Raw genomic sequence first — 20,593 nt, forward strand, 5'->3', positions numbered from 1 at the left:
GGCACCTGTTGCCCTTGCGGCGGCTTGGCCCTAGCTTTGCTGCAAGGGAGTACCGTGCCATGCCAGACAAGCGTCTGTCGTTCAAAGAGATGTGTGCAGAATTCGACGTCACGCCACGGACGCTGCGCTATTACGAATACATCGAACTTCTGCATCCCGACCGCGAAGGCCGGTCGCGCTATTACGGCCCGCGCGAACGCGCCCGGATGAAGCTGATCCTGCGCGGCCGCAAATTCGGCTTCCAGCTCGAGGACATCCGCCAATGGCTGATGATCTACGAGAACGAAGGCACCGAGGCGCAGATGCAGGCCTGGGTCAAGATGGCCGACACCCAGCTGGAAGAGCTTGCCGATCAGCGCGTGCAACTCGACGAGGCGATCACCGAATTGAAGGCCCTGCGCGACAACGTCGCCTCCGAACTGGGCAAGGGCTGACGCGGCCGCCCGTCTGATCCGCCGCGGCCGATCGGGGCACCTTTTCCCAAGACCCAAGATTCGCCCCTGACGTGCACGGGGCACCGCCGGCATGCGACATGCACCGCCCGAGACTGCGCCGTTTTCCGCATGATTTCGGCGAAAAACTGCTGATGTCGCGTGAAAACCTCGCTCCCGCCCCGGTTGACCTGCCAAAACACAACGTCACGCGCCAAAGTGACGTGACGTTCAACTTACGTCAACGTCAACTGATGTTGTATCACGTCCATCACACGCCCATTTGGACGGTAACCTGATCCGAAAAAGAGCATGACATGACCGAACCGACCCTGACGATCCGAGAGATGTGCGACGCCTATGACGTCACCCCCCGGACCCTGCGATTCTACGAAGCCAAGGAACTGCTGTTCCCGATCCGCGAAGGGCAGAAACGCCTGTTCACCAAGCGCGACCGCGCGCGGCTGAAACTGATCCTGCGCGGCAAGCGCTTCGGCTTCAGCCTCGAGGAAATCCGCCAGCTTCTCGATCTGTATCACATGGGCGACCAGCAACAGACCCAGCTTGCGCGCACCTACGAGATCGCCCGCGACCGCCTGTCCGACATGGAAAGCCAGCGCGACGCCCTGAACGAGGCCATCGACGATCTGAAGTCCCAGTTGAAATGGGGTGAAAAGATGATCGCCTCGATGAACCAGTCGCGCAGCGCCGCGGAATAACCGCGCCACCGCCCCTGCCCATTCCTCACCGTTGATTACCTCTTAGGGAGAGAGCCCGATGCCCAGCTACACAGCCCCCACCAAAGACATGCAATTCGTCCTGCATGACGTTCTGAACGTCACCGGCAGCACGATCCCCGGTTACGATGAACTCGAGGCTGATTTCACCTCCGCCATCCTCGAGGAAGCGGGCAAGATCAGTTCCGAAGTGCTTGCCCCGCTGAACCCCGTCGGCGATCGCGAGGGCTGCACGCTTGAGAACGGTGTCGTGCGCACGCCCACCGGGTTCAAGGCAGCCTTCGAAAAGGTCAAGGAAGGCGGCTGGCCGGGTCTCGACATGCCCGAACAATACGGCGGTCAGGGCATGCCCTATGTCATCGGCACCGCCGTGGGCGAGATGTTCTCGGCCTCCAACCAGGCCTTCACGATGTACCAGGGCCTGACCCACGGTGCGGCCTCGGCGATTCTGGCACATGGCACCGAGCAGCAGAAAGACACGTATCTGCCCAAGATGGTCAGCTGCGAATGGACCGGCACGATGAACCTGACCGAGCCGCATTGCGGCACCGATCTGGGCCTGATGCGCACCAAGGCCGTTCCGCAGGACGATGGCAGCTACAAGATCACCGGCCAGAAGATCTTCATCTCGTCGGGCGAGCATGACATGGCCGACAACATCATCCACCTCGTGCTGGCCAAGATCCAGGGCGGCCCCGAGGGTATCAAGGGTGTGTCCCTGTTCATCGTGCCCAAGTTCCACGTCAAGGACGACGGCACCCTGGGCGCACGCAACGGCGTCGCCTGCGGCAAGATCGAAGAAAAGATGGGCATTCACGGCAACTCCACCTGCGTGATGAACTACGATGACGCGACCGGCTATCTTTTGGGCGAAGAGCACAAGGGCATGCGCGCCATGTTCACCATGATGAACGAGGCACGCATCGGTGTGGGCATGCAGGGTCTGGCGCAGGCCGACATCGCCTATCAGAACGCGCTGTTCTACGCCAAGGACCGCCTGCAGGGGCGCGACGTCACCGGCGCAAAGAACCCCGACGGCCCCGCCGATCCGCTGATCGTGCACCCCGACATCCGGCGCAGCCTGATGGATCAGAAATCCTTTGCCGAGGGCGCGCGCGCCTTCATCCTGTGGGCCGCCACGATGATCGACGCGGCACACCGCTCGGACGACAAGGATGCCGATGGCCTCGTGTCGCTGATGACCCCCGTCATCAAGGGCTTCCTGACCGATCAGGGCTACGACATGACCATCAAGGCGCAGCAGGTCTACGGCGGCCACGGCTATATCGAGGAATGGGGCATGTCGCAGTACACCCGCGACGCCCGCATCGCGATGATCTACGAAGGCGCCAACGGCGTTCAGGCGCTGGACCTAGTGGGCCGCAAGCTGGCGCAGGACGGCGGCAAGCACGTGATGGCTTTCTTCGACCTGGTGAAGACCGTCATCAAGGACAACGCCGGTCAGGATGCCGAATTCGACAAGGCCTTCCTCGATCCGCTCAAAGCGGCCTCCAAGGATCTGCAACAGGCGGGCATGTACTTCATGCAAAACGGCATGAAGAATCCAAACAACGCGCTCTCGGGGTCGTATGACTTCATGCATATGTTCGGCCATGTCTGCCTTGGCCTGATGTGGGCGCGGATGGGTCTGGCGGCCAAGAAGGCCCTGGCCGGCGACACCTCCGACACCGCCTTCTACGAGACCAAGCTGGCGACCGGCCGCTATTACATGGCGCGCCAATTGCCGGCCACGGCGCTTCACCTGTCGCGCATCCAGAGCGGTGCCGATCCAGTGATGGCGCTGGACGCGGCGAACTTCTAAGATCCGGCGGGTGGGGGTACTATCCCCCACCCTGTCCCACGCCGAGGAACGTTCCGCCCATGCCCAAACGCTTTCGCCTGACCCGCCGGTTTCCTGTCGCCATGACCGAAGACGGCTACAGACGGCTCAAGAAGTTCGCCAAGGAGGCCGGGTTGGACGAGGGCGAGGCACTGTCCTTTCTGTTCGAGAATTTCGACAGCGTCCTGAACGAGGAGACCTTCGGCCACCGCCTGCGGCTCTTCAATGCCGAACTGGACGACAGAAAACGCTGACCACACCGGCCGGGGGAGGGCCGCGCGATGAAAGACACCGGCACCGAGACAGCCACCTGGATGACCGACGAGCACCGCATGCTCGCCGACATGACCGCGCAGTTTATCGGCACCGAATGGGCGCCCCGGTTCGACGCATGGCGCAAGCAGGGCCAGATGGACCGCGACTGCTGGCAGGACGCCGGCGCATTGGGGCTTCTGTGCCCTTCGATCCCCGAGGAATATGGCGGACCGGGTGGCGATTTCGGTCACGAGGCCGCCATCCTGATCGAAGCGAGCCGCGCTAATCTCGCAAGCTGGGGCGTGGGCATCCATTCCGGCATCGTGGCGCATTACGTGCTGGCCTACGGCACGCAAGAGCAGAAGAAACGCTGGCTGCCCAGGATGGTGACCGGCGAATTGGTCGGCGCATTGGCGATGACCGAACCCTCCACCGGATCGGACGTGCAGGCGATCAAAACGCGCGCGCTGCGCGACGGGAATGCCTATCGGCTGTCGGGGCAAAAGACATTCATCAGCAACGGCCAGCACGCCAACCTGATCCTCGTGGCGGCGAAAACCGACCCGGCGCTGGGGTCGAAAGGCATCTCGCTGGTCGCGGTGGAAACCGACGACGCCCCCGGTTTCGCGCGGGGGCGTAACCTCGAAAAGGTGGGGCTGCACGCCGCCGATACCTCCGAGCTTTTCTTCGACAACGTCGAAATCGCACCCGAAAACATCCTCGGCGGCACCGAGGGCCAGGGCTTCTACCAGATGATGAACCAACTGCCGCAGGAACGCCTGATCATCGGTTGCGGTGCCGTGGGCGCGATGGAAGGCGCGGTCGAGCGCACGATCCGCTACTGCAAGGAACGCGAAGCGTTCGGCGGGCCACTCACACAATTCCAGAACACGCGCTTCAAACTGGCCGAATGCCAGACGCGCACAACCGTCGCCCGCACGTTCCTCGACGCCTGCATCGCAGAGCATCTCCAAGGGCGCCTGACGGTGGAAAAGGCCGCGATGGCGAAATACTGGCTCACCGACACCCAGGGCGAGGTTCTGGACGACTGCGTCCAGCTTCATGGCGGCTACGGTTTCATGCAGGAATACGCGGTTGCCGAAATGTGGACCGATGCGCGCGTGCAGCGGATCTACGGCGGCACGAACGAAATCATGAAAGAACTGATTGCGAGGTCCCTGTGATCTGCGGACACTCTCGAAATCCGGTCCCGACCAAAGCCTCCGGCGGGAGTATTTCGGACCCAAAGAAGACGGGGCGCTGTCCACCCTGCCATCCGGCACCGCAAGACCGGGCGGGACGGCAGGGCTTCTTCGGGTGCGGCCATCGGCTCTCCAGCCTGTTCCGCACCCCCGATCAGACACCTTCGAAATTAACAATTTGTTACCCAAGGAAGAAATTCACCTCTTCTTTGGGTCAGAAACACTCCACGGGGGCGTGGGGGTGTGAAACCCCCACTCCGACATATGCAAAAGACGCCTTGGGAGGGGCTACCTCGATATGACGATCAGACTTTACTGTTTTGGGGAAAGCGGAAACGCCTACAAGGCGGCCCTGGCGTTGGAATTGTCCGGCCTCGACTGGGAACCCGTCAAGGTCGATTTCTTCGGCGGCGAGACACGCAGCCCCGACTACCGCGCGCGGATCAACCCGATGGGCGAGGCGCCCGTGATGATCGACGGCGACCTGCGGCTCACCCAGTCCGGTGTCATCCAGGACTACGTGTCAGAGAAATCCGGCAAGTTCGGCGGCCGTGATGCGACCGAGCGCCGTGAGATCTTGCGCTGGGTGCTGTGGGATAACCACAAGCTCTCCAGCATGGCGGGCATGACCCGGTTCCTGATGAATTTCCTGCCCGAAGACAAGCGGCCGAAGGAGGTCATCACCTTCAACCAGGGCCGCCTGCAGGCCGCCTATGGCGTTCTGAACGACCACCTCGAGGGCCGCGACTGGATCGTCGGGGATGCGATCACCAACGCGGACCTTTCGTGCTGTGGCTACCTTTATTACCCCGAACCCTTCGGTTTCGACCGCAGCGCGTGGCCCAACATCGACGCGTGGCTCACGCGTCTCAGCGACACACCGGGCTGGAAAGCCCCCTATGACCTCATGCCCGGCAGCCCTGCTGACCGCGCCTAAAGGAGACCACAATGACCGAAGCTTATATCTACGACGCGATCCGCACGCCGCGCGGCAAGGGCCGCACCGACGGTAGCCTGCACGAGGTGACATCGCTGCGCCTGAGCGCGCAGACGCTGAACGCCCTGAAAGAGCGCAACAACCTCGAGGGTCATGCCGTCGAGGACGTCATCTGGGGCAACGTCACGCAGGTGATGGAACAGGGCGGCTGCCTCGCGCGCTCGGCCGTGCTGGCCTCGGACCTTGACGAGCGGATCCCGGGCCTTGCCATCAACCGTTTCTGCGCGTCGGGCATGGAGGCCGTGAACCTTGCCGCCAACCAGGTGCGCGGCGGGGCCGGCATGGCCTATATCGCGGGCGGGGTCGAAATGATGGGTCGCGTGGCGATGGGCAGCGATGGCGCGGCAATTGCCGTCGATCCGACCCTGGCGATGGAGAAGTACTTCGTGCCGCAGGGCATTTCCGCCGATATCATCGCCACCGAATACGGCTTTACCCGTGACGAGGCCGACCAGCTGGCCGTGGAATCGCAGCGCCGCGCCAAGCAGGCCTGGGACGAGAAGCGGTTCGCCAAATCCGTTATCACGATCCGCGATCAGAACGGCCTCGAGATCCTGAGCCATGACGAATACATGCGTCCGCAGACCGACATGCAGAGCCTTGGGTCGCTCAACCCCGCGTTTCAGGCGATGGGCGAACAGATGCCCGGCTTCGACAAGATCGCGCTGATGAAATATCCGCACCTCGAGCGGATCAACCACATCCACCACGCGGGCAATTCCAGCGGCATCGTCGACGGCGCCGCCGCCGTTCTGATCGGCAACAAGGAATTCGGCGAGGCGCATGGCCTCAAGCCGCGCGCGCGCATCCGCGCCACCGCCAAGATCGGCACCGACCCCACCATCATGCTGACCGGGCCCGTGCCCGTGACCGAAAAGATCCTCAGGGACAACGGCATGGACATCAAGGATATCGACCTGTTCGAGGTGAACGAGGCCTTCGCCGCCGTGGTCATGCGCTTCATGCAGGCCTTCGACGTCGAGGACAGCCGCGTCAACGTCAACGGCGGTTCCATCGCGATGGGTCACCCGCTGGGCGCCACCGGGGCCATGATCATCGGCACGCTGCTGGACGAGCTTGAGCGCGCGGACAAGGAAGTCGGTCTTGCCACGCTTTGCATCGCATCCGGAATGGGTGCGGCCACCATCATCGAACGCGTGTAAGCACCCGGTCAGGAGACAGAGACATGACAGATTTCACACTGAAAACAGACGCCGACGGCGTCGCCATCATCACCTGGGACGTGCCGGGAAAATCCATGAACGTGATGTCCTTCGAGGGTTTGCAGACGCTGGGCGACCTGGTCGATCAGGCGCTGGCGGATGACGCGGTCAAGGGCGTTGTCATCACCTCCGGCAAGGACGGATCCTTTGCCGGCGGCATGGACCTGAACCTGCTGGCCAAGATGAAGGAAGACGCGGGCGACGACCCGGCCAAGGGCCTGTTCGAGGGCACGATGAAGATGCACGCCCTGCTGCGCCGCATCGAACGTGCCGGCATGGACCCCAAGACCCTGAAGGGCGGCAAGCCCATCGCATCGGCCCTGCCCGGCACCGCCGCGGGGATCGGGCTTGAACTGCCGCTGGCCACGCATCGCATCTTCGTGGCCGACAACCCCAAGGCACGCATCGGCCTGCCGGAGATCCAGGTCGGTATCTTCCCCGGCGCGGGCGGCACCACCCGGCTTGCCCGCAAACTGGGCGCGATGGCGGCCTCGCCCTTCCTGCTGGAAGGCAAGATGGTGGCCCCCGCAGCCGCAAAATCCGCCGGCCTGATCGACGAGGTCGTGGCCGACCCGGTCGCCGCCGCCAAGGAGTGGGTGCTGAACGCCAAGGACGCCGATCTGGTCAAGCCGTGGGATGCAAAGGGCTACAAGATGCCCGGCGGCGCGCCCTATCACCCGGCGGGTTTCATGACCTTCGTGGGCGCCAACGCGATGGTCAACGGCAAGACGCAAGGCGTCTATCCGGCGGCCAAGGCCCTGCTGAGCGCGGTCTACGAAGGCGCACTCGTGCCCTTCGACACCGCGCTGAAGATCGAGGCACGCTGGTTCACGTCCGTGTTGCTGAACCCGTCGTCGGGCGCGATGATCCGGTCGCTGTTCCTGAACAAGGAAGCGCTGGAGAAGGGCGCCGTGCGCCCCGAAGGCATCCCCGATCAGCGGGTGAAAAAGCTGGGCGTGCTGGGCGCCGGCCTGATGGGCGCGGGCATCGCACTGGTGTCGGCGCAGGCGGGGATCGAGGTCGTTCTGATCGACCGCGACCAGGCCGCCGCCGACAGGGGCAAGGCCTATACAGCCAACTTCATGGACAAGGGCATCGCCCGCAAGAAGGCGACACCGGAAAAGAAAGAGGCGCTTTTGAATCTCATCACCGCGACGCCGGATCTGGACGCGCTGCAAGGCTGCGACCTGATCATCGAGGCGGTGTTCGAGGATCCCAAGGTCAAGGCCGAGATCACGGCCAGGGTCGAGGCGGTGATCCCCGAGGATTGCATCTTTGCCTCCAACACCTCGACCCTGCCGATCAGCGACCTGGCCAAGGCCAGCAAGAACCAGGAGCAGTTCATCGGCATCCACTTCTTTTCACCCGTCGAAAAGATGCTGCTGGTCGAGATCATCAAGGGCCGCGAAACCGGCGGCCGGGCCGTGGCCAAGGCGCTGGATTACGTGCGCCAGATCCGCAAGACGCCGATCGTGGTCAACGACGCGCGGTTCTTCTACGCCAACCGCTGCATCATTCCCTACATCAACGAAGGCACGCGCATGGTGACCGAAGGGGTTGAACCCGCGCTCATCGAAAACGCGGCCAAGCTGGTGGGGATGCCGCTGGGCCCGCTGCAACTGACCGACGAGACGGCGATCGACCTTGGCGCCAAGATCGCGCGCGCGACCAAGGCTGCCATGGGCGATGCCTATCCCGACAGCCCCTCGGACGACCTGATCTTCTGGCTGGAGGCGGAGGGCCGTCTGGGCCGCAAGGCCAATGCGGGCTTCTACAGCTACGATGAAAAGGGCAAGCGTCAGGGCCTTTGGGAGGGTCTGAAGCAGAAGTATCAGACGGCGGACGAACAACCGGACGTGACCGAAGTCCAGCACCGCCTGCTGTTCGCCCAAGTGCTCGAAGCTGTGCGCGCGCTGGAGGAAGGCGTGCTGGAGGATATCCGCGAAGGCGACGTCGGCGCGATCCTCGGTTGGGGCTTTGCGCCCTGGTCCGGTGGACCTTTCAGCTGGCTCGACATCATCGGCGCGCCCTACGCCGCCGAGCGCTGCGACCAGCTTGAGGCGAAGTTCGGCGAGCGGTTCAAATGCCCTGCCCTGCTGCGCGAGATGGCCGACAAGAACCAGACGTTCTATGGCCGGTTCGGCCCCAAGGACACTGCCGCGGCCGCTTGAACCAAGTCGCTGAAAAACCCCGAAACAGCCGCCGAACCGTCGGCGGCTGTTTCATTCGTACCAGCGGTCAAGGCACCCGGAGAACAGCCCCGCCAAGGTCCGGGCTCTGGCACAAGACGGTGGCGCCGCCCCCCAGCGGATGACCGCCCCCACCTGCAACGATCGCTCAGATCAGCATTTCGGCCAACGCGATAAAAAGCGGTATGCTCAGTATCGCGACCGGAGTGCCCAAGCCGGTTGACGTCCCCACATAAGCCGACGAATTCGCCTCGGGCAACGCGCCGCGCAGCGTGGGAGGACCCGAGATGTCCGAGCTTGATGCGGCCATCACCGCCAGCAGAATGACACCCCCTGCGGAAAAGCCGGTCAGTTCATGTGCGACAAGTCCGACGGCAAACCCGATGAGGCCGTGAATGATCGGCGCCGTGATCCCGTAGAGAATGTAGGCATGCGCCACCTTGCGAAGCTCCGAAAGCCGCGTCCACGCCTCCATGCCCATGATCAGCATCAGGATCGACAGCAGCCCCCGGAACAGCGGCTCGTAAAAGCTTTTGTAGACCGTGTCGGGTTGCGTGAACATCCCCAGGGCAAGACCGGCCAGCAAGGCGGAAATGGCCGGGCTGCGGAAGGTATCGACGAGAATTCCCCGCACCAGCATCGGGTCGCCCTCGGTGGATGGCAGGGTGGCCGCCCTCGTCTGTCCGGGGGCCGCCAAAGTCCCGTCGCCGGAGGCATAGGCCGACCGCGCCGTGCGCCGTGCTTGACCGGCCTTGGCCATCACGATGGCCGTCACCAGGGCCGCAATGTCCATGAAGGGGTACAACGCACCGATAAAGCCTTCGTAGGCGATTGCGCTGTCGTCGAGTATCGCCATGCCCGCGGCCAGTGTCGACGCAGAGACCGCCCCGAACAGACCTGCGGTGGCCAGACCGTCCACCGGCGATACGCCCCGCCAGCGGGCAAGTGTCCGACTGCCCAGCAAAACGATTGCGATGCCGACAATCGCGGCACCGAGCGCTGGCACCATGAGCGACGCGAGATCCGCTTCACGGATCGAAAGGCCGGCCCCGATCCCGACTTTCAGCAGCAGCAAGATGACGATGAACTTGTAGACCGGATCGGGAACCTCGAACTTGCTGCCAAGCGCCGCAAGCATCAATCCGGCGATCAGAAAGGCGAGAGTTGGTTTTTGCAACTGTTCGATCACAGTGCCGAAAATCGTCACGACAAGATCCATGGCGGGCTCCTTTTGGATATGTCCCGAACAGCTACGCCGCCACATCAGAGAATAAAAATATATCTTTCATGCCTTTTCGTTCTATAAAACAGAATGAACTCCCGTCTCAATTACCATCACCTGCGCTACTTTCGCGAAGTTGCCATCGAAGGGCATCTGGGGCGCGCCGCCGACCGCCTGAATGTCTCGCAATCCGCCTTGTCCGTTCAGATCCGCCACCTCGAAGACCGCCTTGGCTTCGATCTGTTCGAACGTGTCGGGCGCACGCTGGTCCTGACCGAAGCGGGGCGCATCGCGCTCGATCATGCGGATCGGATATTCGGTGCGGGCGATGAATTGCTGGCAACCTTGCAACACAGCGGCACCCTTCGCTCGCCCCTGCGCATCGGCGCGCTGTCCACGCTGTCACGCAACTTCCAATTGCAGTTCCTGCGCCCGCTTCTGACGGACGGCGCCAGCACCATCACCCTGAGATCCGGCAACACCAAGACGCTGTTGGAAGACCTCGAAGCGCTTGCGCTCGATGTCGTTCTGACCACCGAAGTCCCACATGGCGGATTGACCGCCCGTTTCGCCGCGCAGCGGATCGCCGAACAACCCGTCCTTGTTCACGGCAAACCGCAATACCTGCGCCATGACACCCTTGCCGGGCTTCTCGAACATGAGCCTTTGATCCTGCCGACCGAAAGCGTGATCCGCGCAGGGTTCGAAAATCTGATCGCCGCCATGGGGATCGAACCGCGCATCGTGGCGAATGTCGACGATATGGCGATGGTCCGGCTGCTGGCCAGAGAAGGCGCTGGCCTTGCGATCGCGCCGACGGTGGTGGTTGCCGACGAAATCGCCAGCGGCAGCCTGGCAACCGCGCCGTTCGATCTGGGTCTGACCGAACCGTTCTTCGCGGTCACCCTGCCGCGAAAATTCCCGCATCCTGCCCTTGCGGACCTGCTGCAACGGCAGGCGGCCTGAGCACCGGTCGGACACGCAGTCGGGTCATGGCCCGCGCGACCGGTCCGCCGTCAGTCCGCGTGCGTCACAAGCTTCGCCACGTCGACCAGGGCCGTATGCGCGCTGCACCCCTGCCCAAGCCGCGACGTACCGACATCGAGGGTCAGCACATTGGGATTGCCATGCGGGTCGATGTTGCTTCCCGGGTCGCCGAACCAGGCGCCGGTCGGCAGGGCCACGACGCCGGGGGTTATGTCATCCGACACCAGGGCACGCGCCCGACAGGCGCCACGGCTGTTGAAGACCCGAAGCAGATCGCCGGTGCCGATGCCGCGCGCCGCCGCATCCACGGGATGAAGGACCAGGGTCTCGGGGCGCGCGCCCTCAACATCGGCAAGGGCGCTTTCCAGCTGACTGTGAAGCTTGTCGCCGGGTTGCGGCGACACAAGGTGCAGCGGCGCGGCCCCTGTCGCTGTCCCAAGCCACTCCGAAGGCGGCAGCCAGACCGGATGACCGGGGCAATCGTCATAGCCAAAGCCATCCACCGTTTCCGAGAAAATCTCGATCCGGCCCGACGGTGTCCCCAGTGGAAAGGCCTCCGGATCCTCGCGGAAGGGGGCAAAGAACGTGCGGTTCGGACCCTTTGCCTGGATCGGCAGGCGCATCCAGTTGCGGTCTTTCAGCGTGTCGAGATCGGGCACCTCGACCCCGGCGTCCGCGGCCAGGTCGCGGTATTCGCCGTAAAGCTGCGCAATCCACGCCTCGGCGCTTTTGCCTTCGGTAAATTGCTCGCCAGCGCCAAGCCGCTCTGCAAGGTCGGCAAAGATCGCGTAGTCGTCGCGCGCCTCGCCCTGCGGCGGGATCAGCCGCGGCATGTGGAACAGATAATCGTCAAGGTTGGTCCGGCCGATGTCCTCGCGCTCGAAGGGGGTCGTCGCCGGGAACACGATATCGGCGCGCTTGGCCGTGGCTGTCCACCACGGTTCGTTCACGATGATGGTCTCGGGCTTTTGCCAGGCCTCGTGCAGGGCATTCAGATCCTGATGGTGGTGAAACGGGTTGCCCCCCGCCCAGTAAATCAGCCGGATATCGGGATAGGGCGTGCGCCGCCCGTTGAAATCATACGCTTCGCCCGGCTTGCGCAGCATGTCGGCAATCCGCGCCACCGGAATGGTCGCCTCGACCGGGTTCGTCAGCTGGGGAAACGTCATGCCGCGCAGGCCGATCAGCGACTTGCCGACACCGCCGATCGCGCCGTAGCCATAGCCGACACCGCCGCCGGGGCAGCCGATCTGACCAAGCATCGCGGCAAGCACGGCCGACATCCAGTAGGGCTGCTCGCCATGTTCGGCGCGTTGCAGGGACCACGCGACGGTGATCAGCGTGCGGGTCGAGGCCATTCGCCGCGCCAGATCGCGGATCGCACCGGCCTCGACGCCACAAAGCGGCGCCGCCCACTCCGGGCTTTTCGCAATGCCATCCGTCTCGCCCATGAGGTAGGGCCGAAAGCGCGCGAAGCCCGTGGTGTGGCGGGCAAGAAAGGTGCGATCCGTCAGGTCCTCGTGTTCCAGCACATGCGCCAGCGCCAGCATCAGGGCGGTATCGGACCCGGGCCGCACCGGCAGCCATTCGCATCCCCCGGGGGCATCCGTGCGCTGCGGGCCGATATTGATGCAGCGCATGTTCTTGGCGGCGAAGCGATCGAACCAGTTGGCCGTCTCGTGCTCGGTGATCCCGCCCATGCTGACCTGAGAGTTCTTGGGGTTTATCCCCCCGAACATCACCAGGGTTTTGGTGTGGTCATGAATCGTCTGCCATCCGTCCTGATGCTCGTAGAGCAGCGACAGGAAATTCACGCCAAAGACATGCGGCATGATCGACTGCGCGCAGCCGGTCGAATAGCTGCCGAATGACGCGACATAGCCGCCGATACTGTTGAGGAACCTGTGCACCTGGCTTTGGGCATGGTGGAACCGCCCTGCTGACCCCCAGCCGTAGGAGCCGCCGAAAATCGCGCCGTTGCCGTGATCACGGCGCACGCGGTCGATCTCCTGGGCCGCGATATCAAGCGCTTCATCCCAGCCAAGTTCAACGAATGTGTCGCTGCCCCGCCCCTCGCGGTGGCGTCCATGCAGCCAGCCGCGCCGGATGGCGGGTCGGGTCACGCGGGTATGGTGGTGCACCGCCGCGGGCAGAATGGCGGAAATGCGCGGCGGGTTGGGATCTTGGGAAAAGGGACGGGTTGCGACAATCCGGTCGTTTTCGACATCGACCTCGAAAGCGCCCCAATGGCTCGAGGTGACCTTGGTCGACTTCGAAGACACATCGGCCATTTGCCCTTCCTCCCTGTCCGGCGCGGCGGCACCCTGCGGTGCCTGTGTCGCTACCACGGCCTGCACACAAAGTCACGCAATCGGGCGACGCGTCAAGCCGTGCCGAAGGCGCATTGCGTACATGGCCAAGCCGATCGCGGGCCAACCGCCGGTGCGGCCCATCTCGGCCGGCGTGGGGGCCGGATGACCTTTCGGGGCACCGCGTCGGTCGCCGGACCCGGCAATCATGCCTCGCAGGCGTGGCACTCCTGGGTCCCGCGCGCGCCCTCCTGCGCTCAGCAGGCCGCGTTGGCCTGCGCCGCCTGATACCCGCCCGAGGCCACGATTTGCGCCTCCATGTCCAGACAGTCGACCAGGAACGCGGCATCGCGCCCGGTCAGCACGTCATAGACCGGGGTCGCCGGCGCAAGCATGTCGTCCAGCGACACGAAGGTCCGTGGGCAATGCACCAGCAACCCGCCTTCGGCATAGATCACTTCCTCGCTCTCGAAGAAAAGCGTGATCAGTTCCACCGGCGTCTCGACCGGCTGGCGGTGGATCCCGTGCAAGCCCTCCAAGGCCTGCGCGGGAACCACCGCGAACGGGTCGCCCTGCATGTCCTGCGCGGCATCGCAGTCGACCATGACGCCCTGATCGGGCAGCAGCGTGATCTCGCAACGATTGCCCATCGCCCCCTGCGGCACCACGACGGGCCACAACTGCGCGGGCGTGGCGCGGGCCTGCGGCCAGATCACGCTGCGGTGCACTTCGGCCACGCGCTGCATCGCGTTGTCAAAGGTCAGAACCTCGTCACCCACCGCGATCTTGTCCACCGCGCGCCAGCCCAGGTTCGAGGCGACCCGCGTGCCCGCAAGCAGCCCGTGTGTCTGGGCGATCAATCCGCCATCCACCGCTGCGGAAACTTCCGGTGCCCGTCGCGTCATTCCGGCGACTTTCGAGGTCCAGTTCATCAGCATTTGTCCATCCCCATGGTGCAAGCCCGTGGCAGCGGGCGGTTGAGCTGTCTGTTTCTGATTCTGCGATTCGCGTGACGCACCTTGGTCGGAAAAGGGGCGAAAATCGGGCACTGTTGCGGCCAGAGGGCACAATGACCGGGGACACACCGGAATTTAGGCAAATTTGGCGACAACCCTGTGCGGTATCCTCATCCCCGGCTGAGACATGCGCCCGCCGGGGTCAGTCGAACCGATACCCGAACCGCGCGATGTCTTCGGCGCAGGTCTCGGCCACGATCTGACGCAGCGACGGGTCGTAATAACCGCGATAGTCCGCCACGCGGTCCGACGCGTTTTCGCGCCCCGGTGTCAGGTCGAACCCCAGATGATCGAACAGCGCACGCGCATCTCGGGCGAACGCCTCGATCCGGACATAGGCCGCCGCCCGGTCAACGCCCCCCGCGTCACGCATGTAGGATGCGGCGGGCGCGGCGCGCAGGCTGGCTTGCGTCTGCGGATCGCGCAGGAACCCATCGAACGGCAGCGCCCGCGCCAGGGTGACCGCCGGGTGGTCGAAACGCTGATCGCGCAGCCAGTGATAATAGCTGACCACCCGGTCCCAGGGATTGCGCACCAGCGTAAAGCAGAACATTCCAGCCATGTCCTCGGGGCTGACCAGCCCGTCGATATCGGCAAGGGTGGAGTGCTTCCAGAGCCGGCCCGCCGCCGTGACCCCCCGAACCCGGCCACGCCGCCGCCTCGCCTTGGGCGTATCGCCCACAAGGATGTCATCCTTCATCGCCCGCCCTTCAAGCGCCCGCGCCAGCGATGTGCCGCCAGTCTTGGGGATATGGACAAAGATATAGCGGCGGCCGGGGCTGATGATCATGGCGCCACTAAAGCGCGGCGCGGGTCCCTTGCCAAGCAAAGCCCGTCGCACGCTGGTTTTTCTTTTCATTCCGCCCCCATCTGCCCTAGCCTTTCGATGCGGAAGGTGACACCGACCGCGCGGCGACGACACCCCGAGCGGAGGACGGCTGATGGGCTGGATGCAGGATGAAACCGGACTGGAGATGTGCAAGGCCAACTATGTGCCCCTGACCCCGCTGTCGCATCTGCGACGCGCCGCGACCGTGTTCGCCGGGCGCACGGCCGTCGTCTATGGCGACCATCGTGTCACCTATGCGCAGTATCACGACCGCTGCACCCGGCTGGCCTCCGGTCTGGCCCAGCTTGGCGTGACCCCCGGCGACGTCGTGGCCACCATCCTTCCGAACCTTCCCGCACAGGCCGAAGCGCATTTCGGCGTGCCGGCCTGCGGCGCCGTCCTGAATACCATCAATACCCGGCTTGATGCCGGTACGGTCGCCTATATCCTTGAACACGGCGCAGCCAAGGTGCTGCTGGTCGATCCGCAGTTCACGGACATGGCCGAGGACGCGGTCGCCCGCATCGACGGCCCGAAACCCGCTATCATCGAAGTCGCGGACCCGCACGGCGGTTTTCCCGCCACGGGCCGCCATACCATCTACGAAGACCTGCTTGCCGGGGCGGATCCCGCGTTCGACTGGATCATGCCGGAGGACGAATGGGAAAGCCTGTCGCTCAATTACACGTCCGGCACGACGGGGCGCCCCAAGGGCGTGGTCTGCCACCACCGCGGCGCCTACCTGATGACGATGGGCACCGTGATAAGCTGGCGCATGGTGCTTTATCCGGTGTACCTGACCATCGTGCCGCTGTTTCACTGCAACGGCTGGAACCACACATGGCTGATGCCGGTGCTGGGCGGCACGCTGGTGTGCTGCCGCGACATCACGGCCCCCGCGATCTATGACGCCATCGCCGACGAAGGCGTGACGCATTTCGGCGGCGCCCCCATCGTGCTCAACATGCTGGTCAACGCCAAGCCCGACCAACGCCGCGCGTTCGACCACACGGTCGAGGTCTTTACCGCCGGCGCGCCGCCCGCGCCCGCCACCCTGACCAAGATCGAGGCGCTGGGGTTCAACGTCACCCACGTCTATGGCCTGACCGAAACCTACGGCCATGTTACCGAATGCGTCTGGCGCGAGGACGACTGGGGCGAATTGGACAATGCCGGCCGCGCGGCGGTCAAGGCGCAACAGGGCGTGGCGATGCCGATGATGGAACATATCACGGTGATGGATGCCGACATGGCGCAGGTCCCGATGGACGGCAAGACCCAGGGCGAGATCATGATCCGCGGCAATGCGGTGATGAAGGGCTACTACAAGAACCCCGAAGCCACCCGCGCGGCCTTCGAAGGGGGCTATTTCCATTCCGGCGACATCGCGGTCCAGCACCCGGACACCTACATTCAGATCGCCGACCGCGCCAAGGACATCATCATTTCAGGCGGCGAGAACATCTCCTCCGTCGAGGTCGAGGGCGTGCTGATGGGCCACCCGGACGTGATGCTGGCCGCGGTGGTCGCCAAGCCGGATGACACGTGGGGCGAAGTGCCCTGCGCCTTTGTCGAACTCAAGGACGGGGCCAGCCCGGACGAGGCCGCGCTGATCGCCTATTGCCGCGAGACGCTGGCGGGCTTCAAGACGCCCAAACGCGTGGTGTTCCAGGAATTGCCCAAGACATCGACCGGGAAAATCCAGAAATTCGAACTGCGGAAGATCGCCGCCACCCTCGGCTAGCCCGGAGCTGGCACACCTGACGGACCGCGCGGCGTATCATGTGGCGCACCGCGCGGCACTGCCGGTGCCAAGGGGCGGGGTGCGACCGCCCCGCGGCGCGGGAATCGCCCGCATGCGGCTGAACCGAAACCCTGTGCGCGTCGCCCATTGCCGCACCCACAGCACATGCTAAGGTGCCGCCACGCATTGAAAAGAGCAGCACACCCGCCCCATGACGGCCCTGACCAAATATGATCGCCTCGAAGCGAGCGCGCTGTGGCGTGCCACGCCTGACGACCAACGCCGCGAGGTCGTCGTCTCGATCGGCGATGCGACCCTGATGATCAGCGATTTCAAGGAACAGGCGATCACCCATTGGTCGCTGGCGGCGGTGGAACGCGCCAATCCGGGCGAACGCCCGGCGATCTTCTATCCCGATGGCGATACCGGCGAAACGCTGGAACTGGCCGAAGACGAGGCCCAGATGATCGACGCCATCGAGACCCTGCGCCGCGCCGTCAACCGCGCGCGCCCCCGTCCGGGGCGATTGCGCTGGGTCGGCGCGTTGGTATCGGTCACCGCGGTCGCGGCGCTGGCGGTGTTCTGGCTGCCCGGCGCGCTTATCGAACATTCCGTAACGGTCGTGCCGCAGGTCAAACGCGTGGCGATTTCCGACGCACTTCTGGCACGTATCGAACGGCTGTCGGGCCCCGCCTGCGCCGATCCCGCGGGCCAGCGGGCCCTGGCGAACCTGTCACGGCGGCTTGGGACCGGCACGATTCAGATCCTTCCGGGCGGCGTCACCACCAGCCTTCATCTTCCCGACCGGCGGATCATCCTGAACCGCGCGCTGGTCGAAGACTACGAGGAACCCGACGTCGCCGCCGGCTATGCGCTGGCAGAGGCGACGCTGGCGCAAGGCGATGATCCATTGCGCGCGATGCTGCGGCACATGGGGCTTTTCGCCAGCTTCCGCCTACTCACCACCGGCGATCTGCCGCAGCCGACGCTGGACGCCTATGCCGAAGACCTGCTGAAAGCGCCGCGCCCTGACCCCGAGGCCGAACCCATGCTGGCCAATTTCGCCGCCGCAAAGCTGCGCGCGCGCCCCTATGCCGACGCGCGCGACATCACCGGCGAAACCGTTCTGCCCCTGATCGAAGGCGACCCGATGGCGGGACAACAGCCCGATCCCCTGCTCACCGACGGCAACTGGCTCCGGCTGCAATCCATCTGCGGCGGGTGATCCGGGCGCATCCGACCCGCAAACGCGGGCGGGGACGTCCCATGCCGGGGGTCAGACATCGCGGCGACGGTGCGCGACATCACCGTGGCTGCGGGCGCCCCGGCGCCGCGCAACCCAAGCAACATACGGTTTGAAACCTGCGCCGCCTAGCGGCGCACGAACGCATCCCCGAAACCCGCACCACGGACCCGTCCCAGCGCGGTCCGGATATCGCCGTCGGTGGCAAAGGGCCCGGCCAGCACGATGCGATAGCTTTTGCCCGACCTGGTGTATTGCCCCATCCGCACCGGAAGCCCCAGCGCCTGCATCCGGCGCGCCGTGGCCTGTGCGTTCGCCGCCTGGCCGAATGTGCCGACCTGCACGAAGCGCCCCGCGCCCGCCGCGACGGCCTGCCCCGCGGGGCGCACCTCGGCGCGGGCTTTGGCGGCAGGCGGGTTCGGCGCGGTGGCGGAACGGCTGGAATACACCGGCGCCCGCGATCCGGGATTGCGGACGATCCGCTTGACCAACCGGCCATCCCGCCGACCCAGCGTCACCTCGCCCAACTCACGCCTTTGCGTCATCACATCGGTATAGGGATAGACCAGCGGCACCTGCGCCGTCACGTCGCGCCCGTTCGTCCCGTTGATCAAGCGGCGCGGCACCGTCTCGGTCCAGACAAGCTGCGATCTGAAATGGCCCGTCAGGGTTTGCTCGGCCCGTCTGGGATTGAGCCGATCATCCTCCCAGGCGGGTTGATAGCCCTTGGGGATCGGCCCGTTCCGGGTGTTGATGCGGTTCTGATAGACATGCTTGGGCACGATCCGTGTGCCGGATTTCATGCCGCCCGTCACCGCCACAAACCCGTCGACCGGCGCCGTATCGGCGATCACGATACCGCCGGGCATCACACGGCCACCCGTCGTCGCCGTGCGCGCTGACGACCCTGTCGCCGGTGCCCCCGGTGCCGCCGCAGTGCGCGCGCCGATGATCGACGCGTCCTGCGGGCCGCACCGCACGGGATGCTCCCGACCGCTGTTGATATAGCGCTGGCTCAGCGGCGACGCGGCGGGACACGCGGACCGGCGCGCCGGCGCGGCCGCAATCACCGGCGGCGCGGGGGCCACTGCCGGCTTCGGCACGGGCGTCCGGGCGCGAACCGGTGCAGGGCTCGCGACTTTCCGCTTGACCGGCTTGGGGGCCGCGACGCGTGCCGGCGTGGCCGCGGGCTTGGCAGCCGGGGCCGGTGTGATCTGTTTCGGCGGCGTCTCCGGGGCCGGCGTCAGCTCGGCCTCGGCAACTTGCGTGCCGCCCAACGTCGGCTGAAAGCCGCAGACCATCTTGCGGTCCCGCGCGACGCGCGGCACCCAGGTCACGTTGCCATCGATGCCGGCGCGGATGAACACGCACCCGCGGCTGTCGACATATTGTTTGCCCTTGTAGCTGCTGGGGGGAAATTCCGCCGGAGCCTCGACACGGCTCAACTGTTGCGCCTGACCCATGCCCGACCCGACGCCGAAGGACGCGGCGATCACGGCGATGGCGATAATTCTGGTAAGTTTCATCACTGCCCCCACAAGATATGGGGGCAACGATGCCTCAAACCGCTAGGCGAGTAAAGCGCAACACCGCCCCGAACCCACAAAAAACACGGGCTTTACTTGGTCCCGAACATCCGGTCCCCGGCATCGCCGAGCCCGGGCACGATATAGCCGTCGTCGTTCAGACACTTATCCACGGCCGCCGTCACGATGGGCACATCGGGGTGCGCCTCTTTCATGCGCGCAACGCCCTCCGGCGCCGCCAGCAGACACAAAAAGCGGATGTTGTTCGCCCCCGCCCGTTTCAGCAGATCAATCGCCGCCACCGACGAATTGCCCGTCGCCAGCATCGGATCCACCGCGATCACCAGCCGATCCTCCAGCGCTTCGGGCACCTTGAAGTAATACTGCACCGGCTGCAGCGTCTTTTCGTCCCGGTAAAGCCCGACGAACCCGACCCGCGCCGAGGGGATCAACTCCAGCACACCGTCCAAAAGCCCGTTGCCCGCCCGCAGGATCGAGATCAGCGCCAGCTTCTTGCCCGCAAGCACCGGCGCGTCCATCTCCTCCATCGGGGTTTCGATCACCTTGCTGGTCATCGGCAGACCGCGCGTCACCTCATAGGCCAGCAACTGGCTGATCTCGCGCAACAGCTGCCGGAACACGGCGGTCGACGTCTCGCGCTCGCGCATGAGGGTCAGTTTATGCTGCACCAGCGGGTGATCGACGACGGTCAGATGATCGGACATGGGCCAGGGCCTCCCTCGGAAAGATGTGCGTCGGGTTTAGCCGCGTTCCGCGTCCCACCGCAACCCGACCTCCCGCTTCTTTTGTTCGGAAATATCCCGGGGGAGGCACCCGCAGGGG

At 64.8% G+C, this 20,593-nt stretch carries 17 protein-coding genes; 11 read left to right on the plus strand and 6 right to left on the minus strand.

Translation table 11 applies throughout. The annotated features are described in order from the left end of the window. Nucleotides 1–59: 59 nt before the first annotated feature. The 8 genes from FDT80_RS07410 to FDT80_RS07445 all read left to right on the plus strand — a co-directional run bounded on the left by FDT80_RS07410 (nt 60) and on the right by FDT80_RS07445 (nt 8,856). The gene (locus FDT80_RS07410; RefSeq protein ID WP_138661539.1) at nt 60–434 is read left to right on the plus strand and encodes a MerR family transcriptional regulator; all 375 of its coding nucleotides are present in this window, start codon (nt 60–62) and stop codon (nt 432–434) included. A gap of 314 nt (nt 435–748) precedes the next feature. Next, the gene (locus FDT80_RS07415) at nt 749–1,150 is read left to right on the plus strand and encodes a MerR family transcriptional regulator (RefSeq protein ID WP_138661540.1); all 402 of its coding nucleotides are present in this window, start codon (nt 749–751) and stop codon (nt 1,148–1,150) included. A gap of 58 nt (nt 1,151–1,208) precedes the next feature. Further along, nucleotides 1,209–2,990 carry an acyl-CoA dehydrogenase C-terminal domain-containing protein gene (locus FDT80_RS07420; RefSeq protein ID WP_138661541.1) on the plus strand — a complete coding sequence of 594 codons (1,782 nt, stop codon included), beginning with the start codon at nt 1,209–1,211 and terminating at the stop codon, nt 2,988–2,990. 59 nt (nt 2,991–3,049) lie between these two features. Then, on the plus strand, nt 3,050–3,262 hold the full coding sequence (locus FDT80_RS07425; protein WP_138661542.1) for a hypothetical protein: 213 nt from the start codon (nt 3,050–3,052) through the stop codon (nt 3,260–3,262). 27 nt (nt 3,263–3,289) lie between these two features. Continuing rightward, nucleotides 3,290–4,447 carry an acyl-CoA dehydrogenase family protein gene (locus tag FDT80_RS07430; protein WP_138661543.1) on the plus strand — a complete coding sequence of 386 codons (1,158 nt, stop codon included), beginning with the start codon at nt 3,290–3,292 and terminating at the stop codon, nt 4,445–4,447. A gap of 316 nt (nt 4,448–4,763) precedes the next feature. After that, nucleotides 4,764–5,402, plus strand: coding sequence for a glutathione S-transferase family protein (locus FDT80_RS07435; RefSeq protein WP_138661544.1), 639 nt, complete (start codon nt 4,764–4,766; stop codon nt 5,400–5,402). Nucleotides 5,403–5,413: 11 nt separating this feature from the next. Then, nucleotides 5,414–6,625 carry an acetyl-CoA C-acetyltransferase gene (locus FDT80_RS07440; protein ID WP_138661545.1) on the plus strand — a complete coding sequence of 404 codons (1,212 nt, stop codon included), beginning with the start codon at nt 5,414–5,416 and terminating at the stop codon, nt 6,623–6,625. Nucleotides 6,626–6,648: 23 nt separating this feature from the next. Beyond that, nucleotides 6,649–8,856, plus strand: a complete 2,208-nt coding sequence (locus FDT80_RS07445; protein WP_138661546.1) for a 3-hydroxyacyl-CoA dehydrogenase NAD-binding domain-containing protein — start codon at nt 6,649–6,651, stop codon at nt 8,854–8,856. A 166-nt stretch (nt 8,857–9,022) separates the two neighbouring features. On the opposite strand, the gene FDT80_RS07450 is transcribed toward FDT80_RS07445, so the two are convergent. After that, on the minus strand, nt 9,023–10,093 hold the full coding sequence (locus tag FDT80_RS07450; RefSeq protein WP_138661547.1) for a sodium-dependent bicarbonate transport family permease: 1,071 nt from the start codon (nt 10,091–10,093) through the stop codon (nt 9,023–9,025). A 93-nt stretch (nt 10,094–10,186) separates the two neighbouring features. Between FDT80_RS07450 and FDT80_RS07455 the strand changes: the two genes are divergently transcribed. Then, nucleotides 10,187–11,062 carry a LysR family transcriptional regulator gene (locus FDT80_RS07455; RefSeq protein ID WP_138661548.1) on the plus strand — a complete coding sequence of 292 codons (876 nt, stop codon included), beginning with the start codon at nt 10,187–10,189 and terminating at the stop codon, nt 11,060–11,062. A gap of 50 nt (nt 11,063–11,112) precedes the next feature. On the opposite strand, the gene FDT80_RS07460 is transcribed toward FDT80_RS07455, so the two are convergent. From FDT80_RS07460 to FDT80_RS07470, 3 genes are all read right to left on the minus strand, one after another. Beyond that, entirely contained in the window at nt 11,113–13,374 is a 2,262-nt protein-coding gene (locus tag FDT80_RS07460) for a molybdopterin-dependent oxidoreductase (RefSeq protein ID WP_138661549.1), read from the minus strand. A 275-nt stretch (nt 13,375–13,649) separates the two neighbouring features. Further along, a complete protein-coding gene (locus FDT80_RS07465) occupies nt 13,650–14,330 on the minus strand; it encodes a Hint domain-containing protein (protein WP_138661550.1) in 681 nt (226 codons plus the stop codon). 220 nt (nt 14,331–14,550) lie between these two features. Continuing rightward, nucleotides 14,551–15,198, minus strand: coding sequence for a sulfotransferase family 2 domain-containing protein (locus FDT80_RS07470; protein WP_138661551.1), 648 nt, complete (start codon nt 15,196–15,198; stop codon nt 14,551–14,553). A gap of 151 nt (nt 15,199–15,349) precedes the next feature. Here FDT80_RS07470 and FDT80_RS07475 point away from each other — a divergent pair, with 151 nt between their 5' ends. Together FDT80_RS07475 and FDT80_RS07480 are read left to right on the plus strand one after the other, a co-directional pair. Then, the gene (locus tag FDT80_RS07475) at nt 15,350–16,981 is read left to right on the plus strand and encodes an AMP-binding protein (protein ID WP_138661552.1); all 1,632 of its coding nucleotides are present in this window, start codon (nt 15,350–15,352) and stop codon (nt 16,979–16,981) included. 211 nt (nt 16,982–17,192) lie between these two features. Further along, nucleotides 17,193–18,206 (plus strand): hypothetical protein, encoded by a 1,014-nt coding sequence (locus FDT80_RS07480; RefSeq protein WP_138661553.1) that lies wholly within the window; start codon nt 17,193–17,195, stop codon nt 18,204–18,206. Nucleotides 18,207–18,352: 146 nt separating this feature from the next. Here the strand turns inward: FDT80_RS07480 and FDT80_RS07485 are convergent, their stop codons facing one another. Continuing rightward, nucleotides 18,353–19,750 carry an SPOR domain-containing protein gene (locus FDT80_RS07485; protein ID WP_138661554.1) on the minus strand — a complete coding sequence of 466 codons (1,398 nt, stop codon included), beginning with the start codon at nt 19,748–19,750 and terminating at the stop codon, nt 18,353–18,355. Nucleotides 19,751–19,842: 92 nt separating this feature from the next. Beyond that, nucleotides 19,843–20,475: a uracil phosphoribosyltransferase gene (upp, locus tag FDT80_RS07490; RefSeq protein WP_138661555.1), complete on the minus strand. Its 633-nt coding sequence runs from the start codon at nt 20,473–20,475 to the stop codon at nt 19,843–19,845. Nucleotides 20,476–20,593: the final 118 nt, after the last annotated feature.

The organism is Sulfitobacter sabulilitoris (assembly GCF_005887615.1).
GTDB classification, from domain to species: domain Bacteria; phylum Pseudomonadota; class Alphaproteobacteria; order Rhodobacterales; family Rhodobacteraceae; genus Sulfitobacter_E; species Sulfitobacter_E sabulilitoris.

Coding starts and splice junctions, on each gene's coding strand:
- FDT80_RS07410 (WP_138661539.1), top strand. CDS start 60: ATGCCAGACAAGCGTCTGTCGTTCAAAGAGATGTGTGCAGAATTCGAC.
- FDT80_RS07415 (WP_138661540.1), top strand. CDS start 749: ATGACCGAACCGACCCTGACGATCCGAGAGATGTGCGACGCCTATGAC.
- FDT80_RS07420 (WP_138661541.1), top strand. CDS start 1,209: ATGCCCAGCTACACAGCCCCCACCAAAGACATGCAATTCGTCCTGCAT.
- FDT80_RS07425 (WP_138661542.1), top strand. CDS start 3,050: ATGCCCAAACGCTTTCGCCTGACCCGCCGGTTTCCTGTCGCCATGACC.
- FDT80_RS07430 (WP_138661543.1), top strand. CDS start 3,290: ATGAAAGACACCGGCACCGAGACAGCCACCTGGATGACCGACGAGCAC.
- FDT80_RS07435 (WP_138661544.1), top strand. CDS start 4,764: ATGACGATCAGACTTTACTGTTTTGGGGAAAGCGGAAACGCCTACAAG.
- FDT80_RS07440 (WP_138661545.1), top strand. CDS start 5,414: ATGACCGAAGCTTATATCTACGACGCGATCCGCACGCCGCGCGGCAAG.
- FDT80_RS07445 (WP_138661546.1), top strand. CDS start 6,649: ATGACAGATTTCACACTGAAAACAGACGCCGACGGCGTCGCCATCATC.
- FDT80_RS07450 (WP_138661547.1), bottom strand. CDS start 10,093: ATGGATCTTGTCGTGACGATTTTCGGCACTGTGATCGAACAGTTGCAA.
- FDT80_RS07455 (WP_138661548.1), top strand. CDS start 10,187: ATGAACTCCCGTCTCAATTACCATCACCTGCGCTACTTTCGCGAAGTT.
- FDT80_RS07460 (WP_138661549.1), bottom strand. CDS start 13,374: ATGGCCGATGTGTCTTCGAAGTCGACCAAGGTCACCTCGAGCCATTGG.
- FDT80_RS07465 (WP_138661550.1), bottom strand. CDS start 14,330: ATGCTGATGAACTGGACCTCGAAAGTCGCCGGAATGACGCGACGGGCA.
- FDT80_RS07470 (WP_138661551.1), bottom strand. CDS start 15,198: ATGATCATCAGCCCCGGCCGCCGCTATATCTTTGTCCATATCCCCAAG.
- FDT80_RS07475 (WP_138661552.1), top strand. CDS start 15,350: ATGGGCTGGATGCAGGATGAAACCGGACTGGAGATGTGCAAGGCCAAC.
- FDT80_RS07480 (WP_138661553.1), top strand. CDS start 17,193: ATGACGGCCCTGACCAAATATGATCGCCTCGAAGCGAGCGCGCTGTGG.
- FDT80_RS07485 (WP_138661554.1), bottom strand. CDS start 19,750: ATGAAACTTACCAGAATTATCGCCATCGCCGTGATCGCCGCGTCCTTC.
- upp (WP_138661555.1), bottom strand. CDS start 20,475: ATGTCCGATCATCTGACCGTCGTCGATCACCCGCTGGTGCAGCATAAA.